Genomic DNA, 17,554 nt, shown 5'->3' with positions numbered 1-17,554 from the left:
GCTGGCAGGATGCGCCGCCTTTTCTCAAAGGCGGCGCGGCGGGTGGTGTTGCTGACGATGTTTCAGGCGTTGAGCCAACAGCGCAGCGGCGCGTCTCCATTCATCAGTTCCCCGGCCGGATTGTCCACCCAGCCCGCGACGTTTTCGCTGACCCCGTCGATGAAGTCGTTAAACATCGGCACGATCAATCCACCTTCGTCCCGCATCATGACTGCCATGTCCTGGTACATCCCCCGCCGCTTGGTCTCGTCCAGTTCTCCGCGCGCTGTGATCAACATCTTGTCGAAGCTCACATTCTTGAAACGGGTATCGTTCCAGTCGGCTGTCGAGAGGTAGCCTGTCGAGTACATCTGATCCTGCGTCGGCCGCCCGCCCCAATAGGAGGTCGCAAAGGGCTGGGTATTCCATACGTTCGACCAATATCCGTCACCCGGCTCGCGTTTGACCTCAATGTCGATGCCGCCTTTCTTGGCGCTTTCCTGGTAGAGGACGGCTGCATCCACAGCGCCGGGGAAGGCAACCTCGGACGTGCGCAGCAGGATGCTGCCTTTGTGGCCGGATTTCTTGAAGTGGAAGGCGGCCTTGTCGGGGTCGAAGTTGCGCTGTTCGATGTCTTCGAAAAGCGGATAGGCCTTGTTTATCGGCGTATCGTTGCCGATCGAACCATAGCCGAAGAGAATGCGCTTGAGCATCGTTTCGCGATCCATCGCGAATTTCAGGGCGAGACGCAGATCCTTGTTGTCGAAAGGGGCGGTGTCGCAGAACATGTTGAAGGGATAGAAGCCGCGGCCTGCAACGTTCTTGATGGTGACCTTGCGCATGTTCTTGAGCAGGGGGACGGTCTTTGGCTCGATGCGGTTGATCATGTGGACCTGGCCGCTCTGAAGGGCCGCGATCCGTGCAGTAGCGTCGTTGATAACGACGATTTCCACCTGTTCTGCAAAGCCGACCTTGCCGGTTTCCCAGTAATTTTCGAAACGGGTCGCGTTATAGCGCACCCCGGCTTCGCTGCTGGCAAGCTTGTAGGGCCCTGTGCCAATCGCGGCTTCCGGTGCGCCGGCTCCGCCATTTGGCTGAATGACCAGATGATAATCGGTCATCAGGAACGGCATGTCGGCATTGCTTTCCTTGAGCGTAAAGACAACCGTATCGCCGTCCACATTGACGGTGTCGATGTCCTCGAGGATGCCGAGCGCGCCGGATTTCGACTTTGCATCCGTATGCCGTTCGATCGTCGCGGCGACGTCTTGCGGGGTCAATGTCCTGCCATCGTGGAACTGCACGCCCTTGCGAATTTTGAAGGTCCATGTCTTGGCGTCGGGCGCGGCAACCCATTCTTCCGCAAGCACTGGAATGGGCGAACCGTCCGGCGCCAGCCAGACAAGCGTTTCGCCCCAGAGATGATTGACCATCGCGGAGACCTGGTTGGTGGCCAGACCCGGATCGAGGCTATCGGTCGATGCGCCGCCCTGCATGCCGACCTTGAACGTGCCTCCACGCACGGGCCCTTCGGCGCGCACAGCCGTGGACAAGAGGGACCCGGCCATCGCAACACTCGCACCCAGAGCAGCACTGCGCCCGAGAAAATCACGGCGCGACAGCCGGCTTTTTGCAACGAGGTTTGAAAGGTAGGTCAATTCATCCATCGATAGTCCCCCGTTACGGACAAAATCTGCCGGGTCACGGCCCGTTCAGCGATGCCCTTTTGAAAATCGTATGTGGATATTGCCCGGAAAGAATGCTGGATACATATCCAGAAAACGGAAATATGACCAGTCCACTTGTCATGGCCGTGAAACACCCGATGGAGATGACTTATCGCGCGCGTGATCGACGGGTCCAGTTTGGACGGGCTGATACTCGATGCAAAGAGTGCGCTGCCGCTCTACCTGCAACTTTATGACGGGTTGCGGCAGATGATTCTGTCCGGGGCCATTCCGGGCGGGACGCGCATCCCGTCATCCCGGGTGTTATCGGAAAGCCTGGGGATTTCCCGGTTCACCGTCGTGACGGCGCTCGATCAGCTGATCGCGGAAGGATACCTGAATTCCGCGCGTGGCAGCGGAACCTATGTCGAAACCGTCCCAAGGCGCACCCCCAGCGCCTCCAATATTGCCCTGCAGCGCGAGCCAGCTTCGCGCCAATTTGATGGATTGATTTCGCGGCGCGCAAAGGCCCTGTCATGGCGCAGTTCGCTTACCCTCAACGATGGATCTCAATATCTGCACATGGCCACGCCCGATCACCGGTTGTTCCCGGTGCAGATATGGTCACAGCTGACGAAAGAGGTGTTTACCGAGTGTGATTTTCGCATCGTCAATTATCGCGAGATCCTCACGCCCTCCCTGCTCGAACAGCAGATTGCCCAGCATATAGCCATCAGCCGCGGCATTAGATGCGATCCCGAGGAGGTGGTGACCACGCTCGGTGCACATCACGCTGTTAATCTCCTGGCAGAACTGCTCCTCGATCCGGGAGATACGATCGCCTTTGAAGAGCCGGGAATGGCGGCGATCCGGTCGATCTTCCAGTCCTATGGCTGCGAAGTGTTGCCGATGCATGTCGATGCTTCCGGACCCAATCCGCACATGATTGATCGGCGCGACGTCAAGCTGGCCTTTGTCACGGCCGCCAAGCAGCAACCGATGACGATCGCCATGCCGATGAAACGAAAGCTGGAAATGCTGCATTGGGCTGCCGATTGCGGCACTTTGATCGTCGAGGATGATCTGGGCAGCGAGTTCCGTTATCAAGGTGGTCCCATTCCACCCCTCAAGGCTCTGGACCAGGCCGGCCAGGTCATCTATGTCGGGGCGTTCAGCATGTCCTTGCTGCAATCTTTGCGCGTCGGCTACATGATCATGCCGAGAGCGCTTGCCGAGAAATGCCGCCGGTTGATCCAGGTCCGCTATCGGGCATTACCACAGTTTACCGAGCAAATCGTTGCACGCCTCATCGAGGACGGCCACTACAGCCGTCACCTTCATCGCATGCGCCGGATCTACGCAAAACGCCAAAACCGGCTGCTGCAAATCATTCGTTCCGATTTCGCGGATGTCTTCGAGCCACCTGAGTTCGCGTCTGGATTTTACATCCTTTGCTACTATAGGGATCAGTCAATCGACGAAGATTCAGTCCTGATCCGATGCCGGGAGCATAATCTTGGCGTCGAGCAGCTGTCCTACTACTATTCCAACAGAACATCGCCACGAAAGGCACTCCTCATCGGTTTTGCTGCATCAAACGAGGAGGAGATCGAGCTGGGAACTAAATTGCTGAGAGGCTGTATTGACCATCGGTCATCTCCCACTGGCTGATACATTGTTAAACTCGATCCACCAGATGCAGTGATTGAGCAGCGAGGGGACCTGTGGGTGGGATGCATTTCTGCGCTGACTTGGTTACATGTGTTCGGCTTCGAGGGCAAAGGGTGTTGGGTTTCATCAGTACATGCCCCATTTTTCCGTATCCAATATAATTGATTGTCTACGAGACAACTTTTGTCGCTCTGGTTGAATCACGGCGAAATGGAAAAACGGGTCCAGTTCGTACGAAAATCAACACTCAGCACTGCGCTAGCCGATTACAGGTGTGTTTATCCTCTGGAGCCCCTCATCACCGTCGCCGCAACCGTGTCGCTTACCCGTCGTGTCTCCAGGTTTCTCGGCTCGTGCGAAGCTTTTCCAGAACATCATCGACGGGAGCAAACGGTCGATTTATGCAAAGATTGCCGTCGCGCTAGTGATCAGCAAGATGGCACCCACTAGGGCAATTCCGACGGTCTTTTTGCTTTTCGCAAGCGCGGCGGTGCACAGTAGGCTGTAATAGGTCAAATTCAGGCCAGCCCAAAGCGTGATGTCGGATAGGGGCCACGGCGTGGTGAAAGCGGAGGTCGCCGGCGGAATCTGAGTCAGCAGATTGCTGGCCAGCACGCAGAAGGCCACCTCTCGCCGATGCCCCATGATATGATCGTCGAGCGTGTCCGTCTCAGTGGCCTTCGGAAAGACCTGGGTGGCGGCGAAATAGTAGAGCAACGCGACAAGTGCCACGGCGAAAGCGGCCAGATAGCTGATCTCAGCCAGCTCGCGATAAGCCCATGCGTTCATCCAAAACGTGATGAGATCAACGAGAAGGAGTGTGCCGAACAATGGAGCGACGAAGCCCAACCTGCGCGTTTTGCGTTCGTCATAAGCGCGCGAAAAGCCAGACGCGACTTCTGCGACGGCCAGACCTAGCAGTAGGCCGTAAAAGGCGAACATGAAACCGAAGGCTTCGCTCACGGAATGCTCCTCAAGAGGCTGGATAATTGTTATTGAAGGCCAACGTCGCAATCTGCGCTGACTTCACCGCTAGCATGGCTTACGGTTGAGATCAGAACCTGGCGCGAAGACCCATCTGGAGCGATATCGTCTTGAACGACGCACCGGCGGCGTTTCTGTAGAGGGTCGCCTTTCCGGTCGCTGTATCGATAGAATTCATATCGCCTCTCTTGCGGAAAACAGTCTCAAGATTGCTAGCGAGATAGATCGACGCCGTGTCAGTAAGTTGGTAGTCAATTGCTGCATTGAGCATCAGGACAGGCGCGGCATTCATACCGCCGAACACACGCGTCTCGGTAAGCCAATGGTCGTCCTGATCGTCGATGCCCAGGGTCATGCCGCCTTTGACCCCGCCGGACAAGGTCAGGCGATCGAAGTTCGTCGAACCGTCGAATCCGAGAAAGATCGTCGGAATCTTCTGTTTGTAGGAAATGCCTTTGAGGCCGTTAGGCAATTCGCCAATGTCGTTGCGCACGCCGCCATCGCTGTAGATGTACGAACCACCAAAGGCCTGCCAGCGAACCTCGGTGTATTTGAAGCCGCCGCCGAGACTGACATTGCTGCTCTCATCAGTGAAAATGTTCCGGCCGACTTCAAGCGCACCGCTGACATAGTAGTCCAGGTGCGTATCGGGATGAACGGAGCGGTCGCTCCAGCCGTCTTTGCTCTGATTGACGGCGAAGCCTGGCACCCAGTCATAATCGACCATGTGGCCATCGCCGCCAAAACCAAGATCCAGTCTGCCCTTGACGTGCCAGTCTGCGCCGAGGTCGGCCCCTGCCGAGGCCGTGTAGAGAACGACACCGTCGGTGTCCCAGTCAAGCTGGCTCGCTTTGTTGTTGCCCAGGTAGACATATTCATGTGCTTCGATGTTCATGAGACCAACGCCGCCAGACAGCCAGAAGCCGTCGGGGGTGCTCGCTAACAGATTATCTGCGCGCGCAGCCGACGCTCCAAGTATCAAGACCATCAGCATGCACCGAAGTATCTGAAGCGTCATATGCATGAATCCCCAACAAGAACTGGGCTCGTTTCTTGCTCTATTGGAGGTCTCCTGCAATGGCGGGATATCCCTAAACTTAAAATTGAGAAGGTGTGTTGCAGATTTGCACTACGATGAGATTGGCCGCATTTTTCTGTGATGCCATCCGAGAGGCAATGGTGCGTCCATTGCCTCCATTTCTGCTTTTATTTTTTGCTTCGGAGCTCCGTTACGGGCGTCCTTACCGACGGCGCAATATCGGTCGCGCCGTCACAGCATATGACTGGATTTTCCTCGATCACCGTCGAAAAGTAGCTCTGATGGGAAGCTTTGATTGGAGTGGCTTGCGCGAGAAGGCCGCGCTTTTGCTATTGCGAAGATTTTCAACCACAGTAACGCCGAGCATGTTTTAATGGGAAGCTGTCGGTTCGGCAAACGACCGGCGAGGGCGAGGAAAGCTCGGCTTGCTATACCCTCCTTACGTTCGCGCGGGGCCGATAGCTGGAAGGTCCACATGTTCATTAGTGCCTGCGAAACTACGCGCTTCTGCTTGGCTGATCAATCGTCTCAGCTTTCTTGGTTCTAGCCCTTCAGGACTTGCGGTATTGTACGATGCGGGGAAGGTGAGAGATGCATCGATACTGAAATGGGGCCGTGACGAAAACGAGTGCTTCAGATGTCGGCCGAGCTTTCCACAAATTGGCTCTGTCAAACAGCTGTCGAAATGCGCGTTAACTGATTGCCGCGAGTAATTGGACTTGCGGAGGCGCCACAACACATACGGGCCGAGCGCCGATCAAGAACTCCGCCGCCATTGTCCCGGCGTTGTGCCGACGACAGTTGCGAACACGCGAGTGAAATGGCTTTGATCCGCAAACCCGCAGGCGATGGCGACCTCGGCGAGCGGCGAGTTGGACGTTCGCAGTAGCCCACGGGCCCGGTTTATCCGCTCACCGAGAAGCCATTGATACGGTGTCATCCCGGTTGTTTCCCGAAACGCCCGAATGAAATAGCCACGTGACAGGCTGCAGGCCTCCGCAACTTGCGAGATCGAAATGTCGCCTTCGAGGTTTTCAAGAAGAATGCTCTTGGCCAGATCCTCGTGCGACCGCGAGAGGGTTCTGATCCGGACAGGGGGCGAGTTTCCTTGTCCGCCGTAACGCTGAACCAGATAGGTGCCGATCGCCGTTGTCATCTGATCGACAAACAGCGCGCTTGTTTCCTCCGGTCTTTCGAGTGCCGGGATCAGCGCACGGGCAAGATTGGCAAGCACGATGTCCTTGGACGCGGTGTCAGCTGAAAGCGAGGTCACTCCGGCCAGTTCGGCCTCATCGGCATACTTGATGAGCGACGCCTGCGAAATCTCGAACAAAAGAAAATCGAAAGGCGTGTTCAGATCGGCTTTGTAGGCTTCGGAGAGATCGCGGATGTAGATCGAGTTTTCGGCGAAGTCGTGGGTCGTCACATGATGCTGGTGGAAGATGCGGCGCCTATGGCCTGCGACCGACGACACACCGACGACGAAGCCCCGATCGCTTGCCGATGTCATGACCTGATCGAGTTGGATAACGTTCGTTGCCTTGCGAAAGATGGCGACGTCAGAAGTGGTCAGCGACTGATTGATCGCCAATTGTTTCAAGGAACAACCGAACCCATCGGTCACCCGTTCAGCGGGAAATCCGATATTATGGGTGGGAACTTGGGCCAAGACGCATTACCTCGCTCTCGAAACATCGGATGCTGTAGCAGGGCTATCCTGGTTGTCAGAGATTTACGTGACGAACAACCGGTCGAATTTCCTCGGCGAGGATGCTTTTCTACAAGATAGCCGCTTGAATGACGGATAGATACGTCCAAATAGCGGAGCGTGGGTTACAGAGTTAGAATTCGCTGTTCAGATGATGAAGACGAATGTGAGTGAAGTGTTGGCGGCTAGCGACAGAATTTCGGCGAGTTTCGGCGTTGCGGAAGCGAAGGCACTGCTGATCAGGCCGCTTAGCGACGCGACGCTTTCCGTCGTTCATCTTGGGCGCTCCTACGGCGATGGCGATGATCCGATCATCCTCTCGCCGGACGACGCGTTTCTGGTCATGCTCTATCTCGTCGATGTCGATCATTGCGACGTTTGGCCTGATCGGCCGTCGGCGCCGTTGAAGAGGTATCCAAAAGGCTCGATCTGCCTAATCAGCCTGAAGGACGGTGCTGCAATTTCAGTTCGTGGCCACTTTGAAGCCCTCGCGTTTCATATCCCGAGCGCGCATCTTGCAGAGCTTACGGATGAAGCAGGCGAACCGCGGGTCGATAATCTTGTGACCTGCCGCGGGATTGACGATCAGGTGATCCGCAATCTTGGGGCAGCTCTGATGCCGATGTTCGACATGCCGGACGAGGTAAGGGATACACTGCTGCCGCATATCGGACTGGCCTTCAACGCCCATCTCGCGCATCGCTACGGACGGTCGCCGGCCCAGTACCTCGCTACCTCTGGCCGACTTTCTCCCACACAGGAAAGACGCATCAAGAACTACATGGCGGCAAATTTATCGCGCGACATAAACATCGATGAGATTGCCGATGCGAGCGGGTTTTCTTCCGGCGATCTGGCTTCCGGCTTTATGAAGACGACGGGGCATTCCGTGCGTGAATGGCTTTCGACAAATCGGGTGACCAGGGCCCAAAGCCAATTGAGCAAGACGGGTGAGAGTATCGCCAGCGTGGCGCAACTATGCGGCTTTCCCAATGAGGGCGCATTCATCGAAGCCTTTACAAGCTCTGTTGGAGTTAGCCCGGCTAACTGGCGCTTGCGCAACCGGCACTGACAGGTTTCAGGGGAGGGTTCTCCTGTGGTGCCGGCAGCCAAAGCGCCTTCGGCACCACTCCGTCCGTTTACTGTGCTGCAGCTTCGATGATCTTCGCAACCGTGCCGGGATGTGAGACCATGACGACGTGAGACGCGCCTTTGACGACAACCGTCTCTTTTGAATTGGCACGCTTGGCCATCCAGGCCAGGGTCTCTGGTGGGATGTTCTTGTCCGCATCACCGTAAACGAACCAGGACGAAATGTCCTTCCAGCCCGCATTGCTATTAGCCTGCCCGAGCGCGAAGTCTGTTACCGGACGCTGGGTGGCGGCCATGAGCTTTGCATCCTTTGCAGGAACATCCGCCGCAAACTGATCATGGAACTTAGACTGCTGGATGTAGAGGTCCTTCACACCATCTGCCAGTTCGACGGGTTGGGCCAAGGTGGGTGGCAGGGTACTTCCAGGGAACTTGCCAGTCAGCGCAAGCGCTGATTCACCCACATCCGGAGCGAACGCAGCGACGTAGACCAGTGACTTGATGTTTCCACCCTTCGAAGCCGCCTCCGAAATGACCGAGCCGCCATACGAGTGGCCTACGAGGACGACGGACGTTTTCAGCCCGGCAACGATGCGGCGGACATAGTCGCCGTCGCCTTTGACGCTGCGCAACGGGTTCGCAACCGCCACAACCGGGTACCCATCCTTTTCAAGTTTCGCGATGACGCCGCTCCAGCTTGAGGCGTCGGCGAATGCGCCGTGAACAAGGACAATGGTCGGCTTCGGGCCTTCAGCGGCAAAAGTCGATCCCGCAGCAAAGGACGCAGCAAATACGGCAAGGCCTAGTAGCGATTTCAACATGATAAACACCTTTGTTTGGATTTGATCAGCGCCGCCTGTAGACCTCCATAAGGTGCTACAGGCGGTTTTGATGTCAAAGTGGAATGCGTTCAGTTGTTGCCTTAAGCCTTGATGAATGCGAGGAGGTCTGCATTTAGAACCTCGGCATTGACGGTCAACATCCCATGTGAGAAGCCGGGATATGTCTTTATGGCCCCATCCTTCAAAAGCTTGATGGACTTATGCGCAGCGTCCGCGATCGGAACGATCTGGTCGTCTTCACCATGCAACACCAGCGTGGGCACGCTTATTGCCTTGAGGTCTTCGGTCTGGTCGGTTTCGGAAAACGCCTTGATGCCGTCGTAGTGGGCTTTTGCGCTGCCCGTCATGCCCTGACGCCACCAATTCTGGATCACGCCTTCATGCGCCGTCGCACCGTCGCGGTTGAAGCCATAGAACGGGCCGGAAGGAACGTCGCGGAAAAATTGCGCCCTGTTGGCGGCCAGTGCCGAACGGAAACCGTCGAAGACTTCTATCGGCAGGCCTTCCGGATTGGAGGCGGTCTTCAGCATCAAAGGCGGTACGGCAGAAACGAGTACGGCCTTGGCGACACGGCCGGCCGGCTCGCCAAACTTGGCGACATACCGGGCGACCTCGCCACCGCCTGTCGAATGGCCGATATGAACGGCATTCTTCAGGTCGAGCGCCTCGACGACGGCAAATGCGTCGGCGGCATAGTGATCCATGTCATGGCCGTCAGACACCTGTGCCGAGCGGCCGTGGCCACGCCGATCATGGGCAACGACGCGGTAGCCCTTTGCAAGGAAGAACAACATCTGGGCATCCCAGTCGTCTGATGAAAGCGGCCAGCCGTGATGAAACACTATCGGCTGTGCGTCTTTCGGACCCCAGTCCTTGAAGAAGATGTCGGTGCCGTCTGTGGTGGTAACGAAGCCCATGGTATTTTCTCCTGTGGTTGCCTGGATGGTGGCCGCAGCGGATGCTGCGCCGGTGGAACGAAGTGGAAGCGCGATGCCAGCGGCAAGAACAGCGCCGGAAAGAAGGACATCACGTCTGCTGAGAGTGAAATTTCTGTCGGCCATGTCTGCTCCTGCGCTCTGATGCGGTTATGGCGTTGCGGTGTTGTTGGAGGCATCTTCGGCCACAAATACTCCGTCAACAATTGCAATAAAACTGTCTATTCTGTTGTGATTTATGCAATTATTCTAGCGTGCAAGGATGACCTTTTGATCAGGTCGCTCTGCCAGGCTTGTTGATTGCGAGCAGATGCCGAACGACGGGTTTTTCAGGGCCGCTGTGGAATGTGAGGACTTTGCTCTGCAGGTCTGCGTCGGCGTTGGATACCCGTTTGTGCTGTCTCATGTGTTCCGCCCAGGATTCGACCATGAACCACTCGGTGATCTTATCAGGATTGGCAGAATCTTCTGTGACGCCCCAGCCATAGGCTCCGTCCCGACGGCGTTCCGACGACATGTCGTTGAGAGCATGCAGGAACTTGGTGCGGTTGTGTTTCTCGACGTGGTAGTCGATCAGAATGAGCACGGGGCCGCGGTCGTTTGCAACGGGCTCTGCGACGAGAGGCTCCGGCCAATGGTTGGATGACACTAGGTCCGCCTCGCCTGACGGTAGCTTAATACGGTGCATGATGAAACCGGCGACGAGCAATCCCGCGGCTCCGATCAGCAACGTGCCGGGTACGCCGGCCGCTTCCGCAACGGCACCCCATCCAAGGCTGCCAGCCGTCATCGCGCCGTTGAAGACGGTCAGATAGACGGCAAGGCCACGGCCTCGCACCCAGTTCGGCAGAACGGCCTGTGCTGCACCGTTAAGGGTGGTGAGCGCAGTGATCCATGCAGCACCCAGGAAAAGAAGGATGACAACAGCCAGCCATTGCGGCGGTGCAAACGAGAGCGCCCCCATGACAACGGCCGTGACGATGGCCGAGCCCAGAAGCAGCCCATCGGCATCGAAGCGCTGCCTGAGTTTTGGCATGATCAGAGCGCCGCCGATGGCACCGGCTCCGACCGATCCAAGCAGTAGCCCGTAGAAACCTGCATCGCCGCCGAGAAGCTGGCGGGCAACGAGCGGCAGAAGCGCCCAGACCGCGCTGGCAAAGGCGAAAAAGATCGCAGCACGCAGAAGTACGACGTGCAGTGGCTTGCTGGCGCGGGTGTATCGCAGTCCCGCGCGGAAAGCTCCGAAGAAATTCTCCGACAAGGCGTCATCCGCATTTTTGGCGCGCGGCCACCAAAGCAGTGCCGCGATGACCAGAATGTAACTGGCAACATCTGCGCCATAGGTAACGGCTGCTCCAAAGGCGGCAAGCAGCAGGCCGCCCGCCGCCGGGCCGATCGATCGTGCGATATTGATGCCAAGCGAGTTCAGGGCAACCGCCCCCTTCACGTCGTCGCGCGGCACCAATTCAGGCACAATCGCCTGCCATGTCGGCCCCATCAAGGCCGCGCCGATGCCGCCTAGAAACGTCAGCCCGATCAGCGCGCTGACCGACAGCATGCCCATGTAGGACAGGGTCATCAGCGATATACTGACGCTTGCCAATAAAAGCTGGATGGCGATCAGGAACTTTCGTCGATCGAGAATGTCCGAAAGCACACCGGCAGGAATTGCCAGAAGGAATATCGGCAGGGTGCCGGCAGCCTGGACCAAAGCAACAGCTGCAGGTGCTGCCGACAAATCGGTCATCAGCCAGGAACTGGCCACATCGCGCATGAAGCTGCCGGTGTTGCCCAAGACAGTTGCAGCCCAGAGGACGGCGAAGACGGGCTGACGGAGTGGTGCGAAACTGCCGCCTGAAGACTTCGTGGCACTCATTGGCGTGCTCCTTTGGTAAAATCAATGATGGCGACGATCACGAACGCACCCGTAAGCCCAAGATGCTCGAAGAAGGCGTTGGCCGCCATCATCCGCTCCATGCCGGAGGGCATCTCCCAGAACCGGAGGGCGATGAAGGTTGCAAGAAGCGTGAAGACGGCAAGCGCGAGCGCTCCCAGCCAGCGCAGGAAGCCCGACAGGATCATTGCCGAAGCCGTCAGTTCGAACGCGATGACGGCGACCGCGAAAAACGCTGCCGGGTGAAGACCGAAGTGCTCCATTTCGGCGATCGCGCCCTGGAAATCAGAGAGCTTGGTGAGCGGCCCCTGGATATAGGCCGCACATAGGCCGAGGAGTGCCGTGAACCAGAGCGCCGGGGAAGCGATGAGCGACGCAAGGCCACCATGGGGTTTGCTAGGAGATATCACGTTCTTTTCCTCATACCGCCCAGCAGGCGCAGCCAAGCGCACCGAAAAAACCCTTGATGTCGGCGATCGGCAGCTTCGACGTCCAGGCTCCGGCGTGATCGTGACCATGGACGTTACAAGAACTGGCGCAGCCGCAGGTCGAGATCGCGGTTCGGCGCAACGAGTTCATGCCAGCACCTTGCGGCTCGCCCCATGCCGCGTAGCCGCCAAAGGATCGAACTGGGGACCAGTCCGGCATGGCAGGCGGCACGTCGTTCTCATTCAGCGCACGGAAATCGCCCGCACCATAGACGACCTTTCCACCAACCATGGTGAGGTCCGACGTGAGAAACGAAATCTCATCCTCGGAGCAGGTGAAAAAGTCCTTGTCCGGAATGATCAGATCGGCGAACTGGCCCTTTTCGATCCGGCCCTTCTTGCCTTCCTCATTGGAGAACCAGGTGACCTTTTCCGTCCACATCCGCAGCGCGGTCTCGCGGTCGAGGCAGTTGGCGCGGGGATAGAGCTGCATGCCACCAACCGTCTTGCCCGTGACCATCCAGGAGAGCGAGACCCAGGGATTGTAGGAGGCAACACGGGTCGCATCCGTGCCGGCCGAAACGTTGACGCCCTTCTCAAGCATACGCTTGATAGGCGGTGTCGCTTCTGCAACACCGTGGCCGTAACGCTCGACAAAATATTCGCCCTGATAGGCCATGCGGTGCTGGGTGGCGATACCGCCGCCAAGTGCTGCAATCCGATCGATGGAGCGATCCGAAATCGTTTCGGCGTGGTCAAAGAACCAGTTCAGGCCCTCAAGTGCAATGTCCTTGTTGACCTTCTCGAACACGTCGAGGGATCGGCTGATGGTTTCATCGTAGGTGGCGTGCATGCGCCATGGCCAGCGGTTTTCGGCGAGAACGCGCACCACTTCCTCAAGTTCGCCTTCCATCTCCGGAGCCATTTCGGGTCTTGGTTGACGGAAATCTTCAAAGTCGGCGGCGGAGAAGACGAGCATTTCACCAGCACCGTTGTGGCGGAAGTAATCGTTGCCCTGCTTGTATTTGACCGACTGGGTCCAGTTGAGAAAATCCTGCTTTTCTTCCTTCGGCTTCTGTGTGAACAAATTGTAGGCGAGGCGCACCGTGAGTTGGTCTTCGTCGGACAATTTCTGGATGACCGCGTAGTCGTCGGGGTAGTTCTGGAAGCCACCGCCGGCGTCGATCACGCCGGTGATGCCGAGACGGTTCAATTCCCGCATGAAATGCCGCGTCGAATTGACCTGGTACTCGAAGGGAAGTTTTGGGCCCTTGGAAAGCGTGGAATAAAGGATGCCCGCATTCGGCTTGGCGAGCAAAAGACCAGTTGGATTGCCGTTAGCGTCGCGGGTGATCTCGCCACCCGGCGGGTTCGGGGTGTCCCTGGTGTAGCCCACGGCGCGTAGAGCAGCGCCATTCAGCAACGCGCGGTCATACAGGTGCAGCAGGAAAACGGGTGTATCGGGTGCGACGGCATTGATCTCGTCGATCGTTGGCAGGCGTTTTTCGGTAAACTGATGTTCGGTAAAACCGCCGACAACACGCACCCATTGCGGGGCGGGCGTGATCGCCACTTGCCGCTTCAGCATGTCCATCGCATCGGCAAGTGAGCGCACGCCGTCCCAGCGGAGTTCCATGTTGAAGTTGAGACCGCCGCGCACGACGTGGGTGTGGTTATCGATCAGGCCGGGCAGTACCCGCTTGCCCTTGAGGTCAACGGTTTTTGTGTCCGGCCCGGCAAGCGCCATGACGTCGCCGTCGGTTCCCACGTGCAGGAACAGGCCATCCTTGACGGCGATTGCGGTGGCGTTCGGATTTGCGCGATCAAGTGTCGTGATCAATCCGTTGTGAAAAACGATGTCTGCGTGCATGGAAGCGGCTCCGGTCTTGATGGGATCGGCGGCATTGGCCGGTGAGAATAGGTTTGAAAAGGCAAGGCTCGATGCCGCGCTCAGGAACGTGCGGCGCGTCGTCATGAGCTTTTCCCCGATGCCGGATCGTCGCCGGCAGGAATCACCTCCACCACGTTCGATCCGCCCTTCGGCAAGTGACCGAACATATGCGGCTTGACTTGGTGAAGCCAAGAAATGGCGGCAGGCTCGCGGGCCCAAATGCTTTTTGCCAGCGGCACGAGTTGCTCGCCGACGAGGATACCCAGCAAACCGATGAGTGCGACGACAGGTGGGGCAGGCGAACGGACATTCAGCAGGCTGTAGACCACGCCCACCAGCAGGCCAGCGCCAAGCGACAGGAGATAGATTTTCATCTGAGTGTTCCTTGTCCAAAAAAGCGCCCCGCCCGGTTCATCCAGGCGGGACTTTTCAGATCAAATGGCTGCCGGGTTCGGGCCGATCCGCTTGCCATGGCTCACGCGTTCCGAGCCGCCATGAACGTGTGTGACCGCATAGTCGATGCCCATGCCGTAGGCGCCGGAATGCTCTTTCACCAAGGAGGTAACCGCGTCGTAGGTTTCCTTGCGTGCCCAGTCGCGCTGCCACTCGAGCAGAACCTGCTGCCAGGTGACCGGTACGACGCCTGCCTGCACCATACGGTCCATTGCATATTTGTGTGCATCAACCGACGTGCCGCCGGACGCGTCCGCGACCATGTAAATTTCATAGTCGGTGTCGTGCATGCAGGAGAGTGCGAAGGTGGTGTTGCACACTTCGGTCCAGAGCCCCGCCACGACAATCTTCTTGCGGCCGTCAGCGGCATGCTTGGCAAGCGCATCGCGGACGTTCTGGTCGTCCCAGGAATTCATCGAGGTTCGCTCGAGGATGTCATTTTCAGGAACGACGGCAAGCAGTTCGGGAAAGGTGTTGCCCGAGAAGCTGTCGGTCTCGACGGTGGTGATCGTTGTCGGGATGTTGAAGATCTTTGCCGCCTTGGCAAGGCCGACAACATTGTTCTTCAAGACCTGGCGGTCGATCGACTGGACGCCGAAGGCCATCTGCGGCTGCTGATCGATGAAGATGATCTGGCTGTTCTGTGGGGTCAGGACCTGAAGCTTATTAGACATCGCGTGTGTTCCTTTTTTGCTGGATTGAGTGAGGGAATGAAGCAGGGAGGGCGGCACGTCTTGAACGTTATGCCCCCGTATTGTTGGAAAGCGACTTCAGGCGGCGAGCGGAGCCAGTTCGGCCTCGATCTGAGCACGATATGGCTCGTACCGCGCTGGCAGCTTCAAGATCTCGCCGAGATGTGCAGTATCTTCGTCGCGGTCGAAACCGGGTTCATTGGTGGCGATTTCGAACAATACGCCGCCGGGTGTGCGGAAGTATATCGCCCAGAAATAGTCGCGGTCGATGACGGGAGTAACCTGGTAACCGGTATCCATCAGTGCCTTGCGGACTTCGAGCTGTTTTGCGCGGTTCTCGACTGCAAAGGCGATGTGGTGCACAGAACCGGCGCCCTGTCGTGCAAAGGGTGTCTTGGGAAGCGCTTCAAGGTCGATCACATCGGCGCCATTGCCGCCGGGAATGACAAAGCGTGTCACATCCCCTTCGGTCTCGGCCCGCTGGTAACCCATGAACCCCAGCAATTCGGCCGTGGCTGCGGTGTCTTGCAGTCGAAACTTTGCGCCGGAAAAGCCCTGGATAGCGGCGCTGTCGGCGATGCCCGCACCGGTCCACGCCTTACGGGCATCGCCATCTGCTTCGATCAAGGCAAACCCTTCACCGTCCGGCCCGCTGAACTGCAGGCGATCTGTACCAAAGGCAGTGCCGGTTTGCAGGTTGCTGACACCCTGTGCAGTCAGGCGTTCGTGCCAGAAGGAAAGCGAGCCTTTCGGAATAGCAAACTGCGTCTCGCTCACTTCTCCAATGCCTGGCCTGCCGCGCATGACATCGGCGAACGGGAAGTAGGTCATGACCGTGCCGGGAGTGCCGGCTTCATCACCATAATAGAGGTGATAGACGTTCGGATCGTCGAAGTTCACGGTCTTCTTCACACGGCGCAAACCAAGGGTATTGGTGAAGAATGTATTGTTCTGACGGGCATTGGATGCCATCGACGTGATGTGGTGCAGTCCCTTGATATCCTTGATCATGATATTTTCCTTTCGCTGGCTGTTGCCGTTCGTCTGGTGTGATTGAACACTACGCCAGTTGCTCATCTTCCAGAATTGCAATAATAATCAGCAATGAATTGCGCAGGATGAAATAATAGGATGAATGACTACAAGGCTCTTCGAACATTCCTGCTGGCAGCCGAGAAGCGGAATTTCGCGCAGGTCGCACGCGAGCTGGACATGACCCCCGCAGCCGTGACGCGGGCTATCGCCGCCTTGGAGGAAGACCTTGGTGTACAGCTCTTCGTTCGAACGACGCGTCAGGTATCTCTGACGACGGATGGAGCTATCTATGCCGCGCAGGTTCAGCCAGCGATGGACGTGCTGGAGAATGCGCGCAAAGAGGTGATGAATACGCATAAGGCGGATCACGGCCGGCTGCGGATTAGCGCGCCGACCTGGTTCGGTCAGCAGGTTCTGCCACCCATCCTGTCCGGCTTTAGGGAGCGCTTTCCAAAGATCAGTTTCGAAATCTCGCTTGCGGACGGACTGGTGAACATCGTCGACGGTGACTACGATCTGGCGATCCGTATCTCTGCCGCACCATCGGACAAATTCACCATCTGGCGAAAGATCAGCGTCGTTCACCGTATTCTCGTCGCAGCACCCGGCAGCAGGTTTGCGGAGATGCGGCATCCGAACGAACTCAGCCCCGACGATTGCCTTGCTTACAGTGGCGAGAGTAAGCGGGAGGCTTGGTCGTTATCGGATGGAAACGGCAGCGCCACGATTTCGGCAGGCCGGGCCTTTAGCGCCAATAGCGGGGAAGTGCTAGCGAGCATGGCGGCGGACGGTACCGGGGTCGCTATGCTGCCCAAGTTCCATGTGGCCGAGCATTTGCGGACCGGACGGCTCGTACACGTCCTGCGGGAATGGTCGCCGCCAGACTTGTGGTTGACCCTGTACTACCCCCCGTACCAGACACTGCCGCCGCGGATCGGCTCGTTTTCGAAGTTCTTTGAACAGCAAATCCCGGCGTACTTTTCGGCGATCGAATGAACTATCGCCGGCAAGGCGGTAATGTTGTTCTTAAGGTCTTAGGGAGAAGGTTATCACAGTGCTCTAGGCCAAGTTTTTGAATGTCGTGTAAACGATCCAATGAGGTCGCGTGTTCGATATCGTTCATGGCGTCTGATTTGGCTCCGGCCCGGCTAGAACGTTTGTGCGGGCACCCGGCCATGTTTCTCCTGTGCTTTACGCTCTGCCGGGGCTTCGGCGTGGTCGGCCATTTTATCTTCATCCTGCAA

The 17,554-nt window shown here is 57.5% G+C and carries 15 protein-coding genes; 3 read left to right on the top strand and 12 right to left on the bottom strand.

Annotated features, from left to right (window positions below; genetic code table 11):
* Positions 1 to 62: 62 nt before the first annotated feature.
* Positions 63 to 1,646 (bottom strand): ABC transporter substrate-binding protein, encoded by a 1,584-nt coding sequence (locus tag ACQY8Q_RS00595; RefSeq protein ID WP_428423602.1) that lies wholly within the window; start codon positions 1,644 to 1,646, stop codon positions 63 to 65.
* Positions 1,647 to 1,826: 180 nt separating this feature from the next.
* On the opposite strand from ACQY8Q_RS00595, the gene ACQY8Q_RS00590 reads away from it, so the two are divergent.
* Positions 1,827 to 3,317 (top strand): PLP-dependent aminotransferase family protein, encoded by a 1,491-nt coding sequence (locus ACQY8Q_RS00590; protein ID WP_428423600.1) that lies wholly within the window; start codon positions 1,827 to 1,829, stop codon positions 3,315 to 3,317.
* A gap of 399 nt (positions 3,318 to 3,716) precedes the next feature.
* Here the strand turns inward: ACQY8Q_RS00590 and ACQY8Q_RS00585 are convergent, their stop codons facing one another.
* From ACQY8Q_RS00585 to ACQY8Q_RS00575, 3 genes are all read right to left on the bottom strand, one after another.
* Entirely contained in the window at positions 3,717 to 4,280 is a 564-nt protein-coding gene (locus tag ACQY8Q_RS00585) for a hypothetical protein (protein WP_428423598.1), read from the bottom strand.
* A 91-nt stretch (positions 4,281 to 4,371) separates the two neighbouring features.
* Positions 4,372 to 5,319 (bottom strand): omptin family outer membrane protease, encoded by a 948-nt coding sequence (locus ACQY8Q_RS00580; protein WP_428423596.1) that lies wholly within the window; start codon positions 5,317 to 5,319, stop codon positions 4,372 to 4,374.
* A gap of 778 nt (positions 5,320 to 6,097) precedes the next feature.
* The gene (locus tag ACQY8Q_RS00575; protein ID WP_428423975.1) at positions 6,098 to 6,931 is read right to left on the bottom strand and encodes an AraC family transcriptional regulator; all 834 of its coding nucleotides are present in this window, start codon (positions 6,929 to 6,931) and stop codon (positions 6,098 to 6,100) included.
* 268 nt (positions 6,932 to 7,199) lie between these two features.
* Here ACQY8Q_RS00575 and ACQY8Q_RS00570 point away from each other — a divergent pair, with 268 nt between their 5' ends.
* Positions 7,200 to 8,120, top strand: a complete 921-nt coding sequence (locus ACQY8Q_RS00570) for a helix-turn-helix domain-containing protein (protein WP_428423594.1) — start codon at positions 7,200 to 7,202, stop codon at positions 8,118 to 8,120.
* Between the two features lie 67 nt (positions 8,121 to 8,187).
* Here the strand turns inward: ACQY8Q_RS00570 and ACQY8Q_RS00565 are convergent, their stop codons facing one another.
* The 8 genes from ACQY8Q_RS00565 to ACQY8Q_RS00530 form a co-directional block, all read right to left on the bottom strand.
* A complete protein-coding gene (locus ACQY8Q_RS00565; RefSeq protein WP_428423592.1) occupies positions 8,188 to 8,961 on the bottom strand; it encodes an alpha/beta fold hydrolase in 774 nt (257 codons plus the stop codon).
* A gap of 101 nt (positions 8,962 to 9,062) precedes the next feature.
* The gene (locus tag ACQY8Q_RS00560; protein ID WP_428423973.1) at positions 9,063 to 9,899 is read right to left on the bottom strand and encodes an alpha/beta fold hydrolase; all 837 of its coding nucleotides are present in this window, start codon (positions 9,897 to 9,899) and stop codon (positions 9,063 to 9,065) included.
* A 292-nt stretch (positions 9,900 to 10,191) separates the two neighbouring features.
* On the bottom strand, positions 10,192 to 11,793 hold the full coding sequence (locus ACQY8Q_RS00555; protein ID WP_428423590.1) for an MFS transporter: 1,602 nt from the start codon (positions 11,791 to 11,793) through the stop codon (positions 10,192 to 10,194).
* Positions 11,790 to 12,179 carry a DoxX family protein gene (locus ACQY8Q_RS00550; protein ID WP_428423971.1) on the bottom strand — a complete coding sequence of 130 codons (390 nt, stop codon included), beginning with the start codon at positions 12,177 to 12,179 and terminating at the stop codon, positions 11,790 to 11,792. Before ACQY8Q_RS00550 ends, ACQY8Q_RS00555 begins: the two co-directional genes overlap by 4 nt.
* Before the next feature lie 52 nt (positions 12,180 to 12,231).
* Positions 12,232 to 14,214, bottom strand: coding sequence for an amidohydrolase (locus ACQY8Q_RS00545; RefSeq protein WP_428423588.1), 1,983 nt, complete (start codon positions 14,212 to 14,214; stop codon positions 12,232 to 12,234).
* A complete protein-coding gene (locus ACQY8Q_RS00540) occupies positions 14,211 to 14,504 on the bottom strand; it encodes a XapX domain-containing protein (RefSeq protein ID WP_428423586.1) in 294 nt (97 codons plus the stop codon). The genes ACQY8Q_RS00545 and ACQY8Q_RS00540 overlap by 4 nt, the downstream gene beginning before the upstream one ends.
* A 60-nt stretch (positions 14,505 to 14,564) precedes the next feature.
* Positions 14,565 to 15,257 carry a hydrolase gene (locus ACQY8Q_RS00535; RefSeq protein ID WP_113244414.1) on the bottom strand — a complete coding sequence of 231 codons (693 nt, stop codon included), beginning with the start codon at positions 15,255 to 15,257 and terminating at the stop codon, positions 14,565 to 14,567.
* A 96-nt stretch (positions 15,258 to 15,353) separates the two neighbouring features.
* Complete coding sequence (locus ACQY8Q_RS00530; protein WP_428423583.1) at positions 15,354 to 16,286, bottom strand: ring-cleaving dioxygenase; 933 nt, start codon at positions 16,284 to 16,286, stop codon at positions 15,354 to 15,356.
* Positions 16,287 to 16,406: 120 nt separating this feature from the next.
* On the opposite strand from ACQY8Q_RS00530, the gene ACQY8Q_RS00525 reads away from it, so the two are divergent.
* Positions 16,407 to 17,306, top strand: a complete 900-nt coding sequence (locus ACQY8Q_RS00525; RefSeq protein ID WP_428423581.1) for a LysR substrate-binding domain-containing protein — start codon at positions 16,407 to 16,409, stop codon at positions 17,304 to 17,306.
* Positions 17,307 to 17,554 lie beyond the last annotated feature (248 nt).

Source organism: Pararhizobium sp. (assembly GCF_965279435.1).
Lineage (GTDB): Bacteria > Pseudomonadota > Alphaproteobacteria > Rhizobiales > Rhizobiaceae > Pararhizobium.
Note: the sequence above shows the minus strand (reverse complement) of the source record. Positions and strands in the feature narration are given on the sequence as shown.

Coding starts and splice junctions, on each gene's coding strand:
- ACQY8Q_RS00595 (WP_428423602.1), bottom strand. CDS start 1,646: ATGGATGAATTGACCTACCTTTCAAACCTCGTTGCAAAAAGCCGGCTG.
- ACQY8Q_RS00580 (WP_428423596.1), bottom strand. CDS start 5,319: ATGACGCTTCAGATACTTCGGTGCATGCTGATGGTCTTGATACTTGGA.
- ACQY8Q_RS00570 (WP_428423594.1), top strand. CDS start 7,200: ATGATGAAGACGAATGTGAGTGAAGTGTTGGCGGCTAGCGACAGAATT.
- ACQY8Q_RS00565 (WP_428423592.1), bottom strand. CDS start 8,961: ATGTTGAAATCGCTACTAGGCCTTGCCGTATTTGCTGCGTCCTTTGCT.
- ACQY8Q_RS00560 (WP_428423973.1), bottom strand. CDS start 9,899: ATGGGCTTCGTTACCACCACAGACGGCACCGACATCTTCTTCAAGGAC.
- ACQY8Q_RS00555 (WP_428423590.1), bottom strand. CDS start 11,793: ATGAGTGCCACGAAGTCTTCAGGCGGCAGTTTCGCACCACTCCGTCAG.
- ACQY8Q_RS00545 (WP_428423588.1), bottom strand. CDS start 14,214: ATGACGACGCGCCGCACGTTCCTGAGCGCGGCATCGAGCCTTGCCTTT.
- ACQY8Q_RS00540 (WP_428423586.1), bottom strand. CDS start 14,504: ATGAAAATCTATCTCCTGTCGCTTGGCGCTGGCCTGCTGGTGGGCGTG.
- ACQY8Q_RS00535 (WP_113244414.1), bottom strand. CDS start 15,257: ATGTCTAATAAGCTTCAGGTCCTGACCCCACAGAACAGCCAGATCATC.
- ACQY8Q_RS00530 (WP_428423583.1), bottom strand. CDS start 16,286: ATGATCAAGGATATCAAGGGACTGCACCACATCACGTCGATGGCATCC.
- ACQY8Q_RS00525 (WP_428423581.1), top strand. CDS start 16,407: ATGAATGACTACAAGGCTCTTCGAACATTCCTGCTGGCAGCCGAGAAG.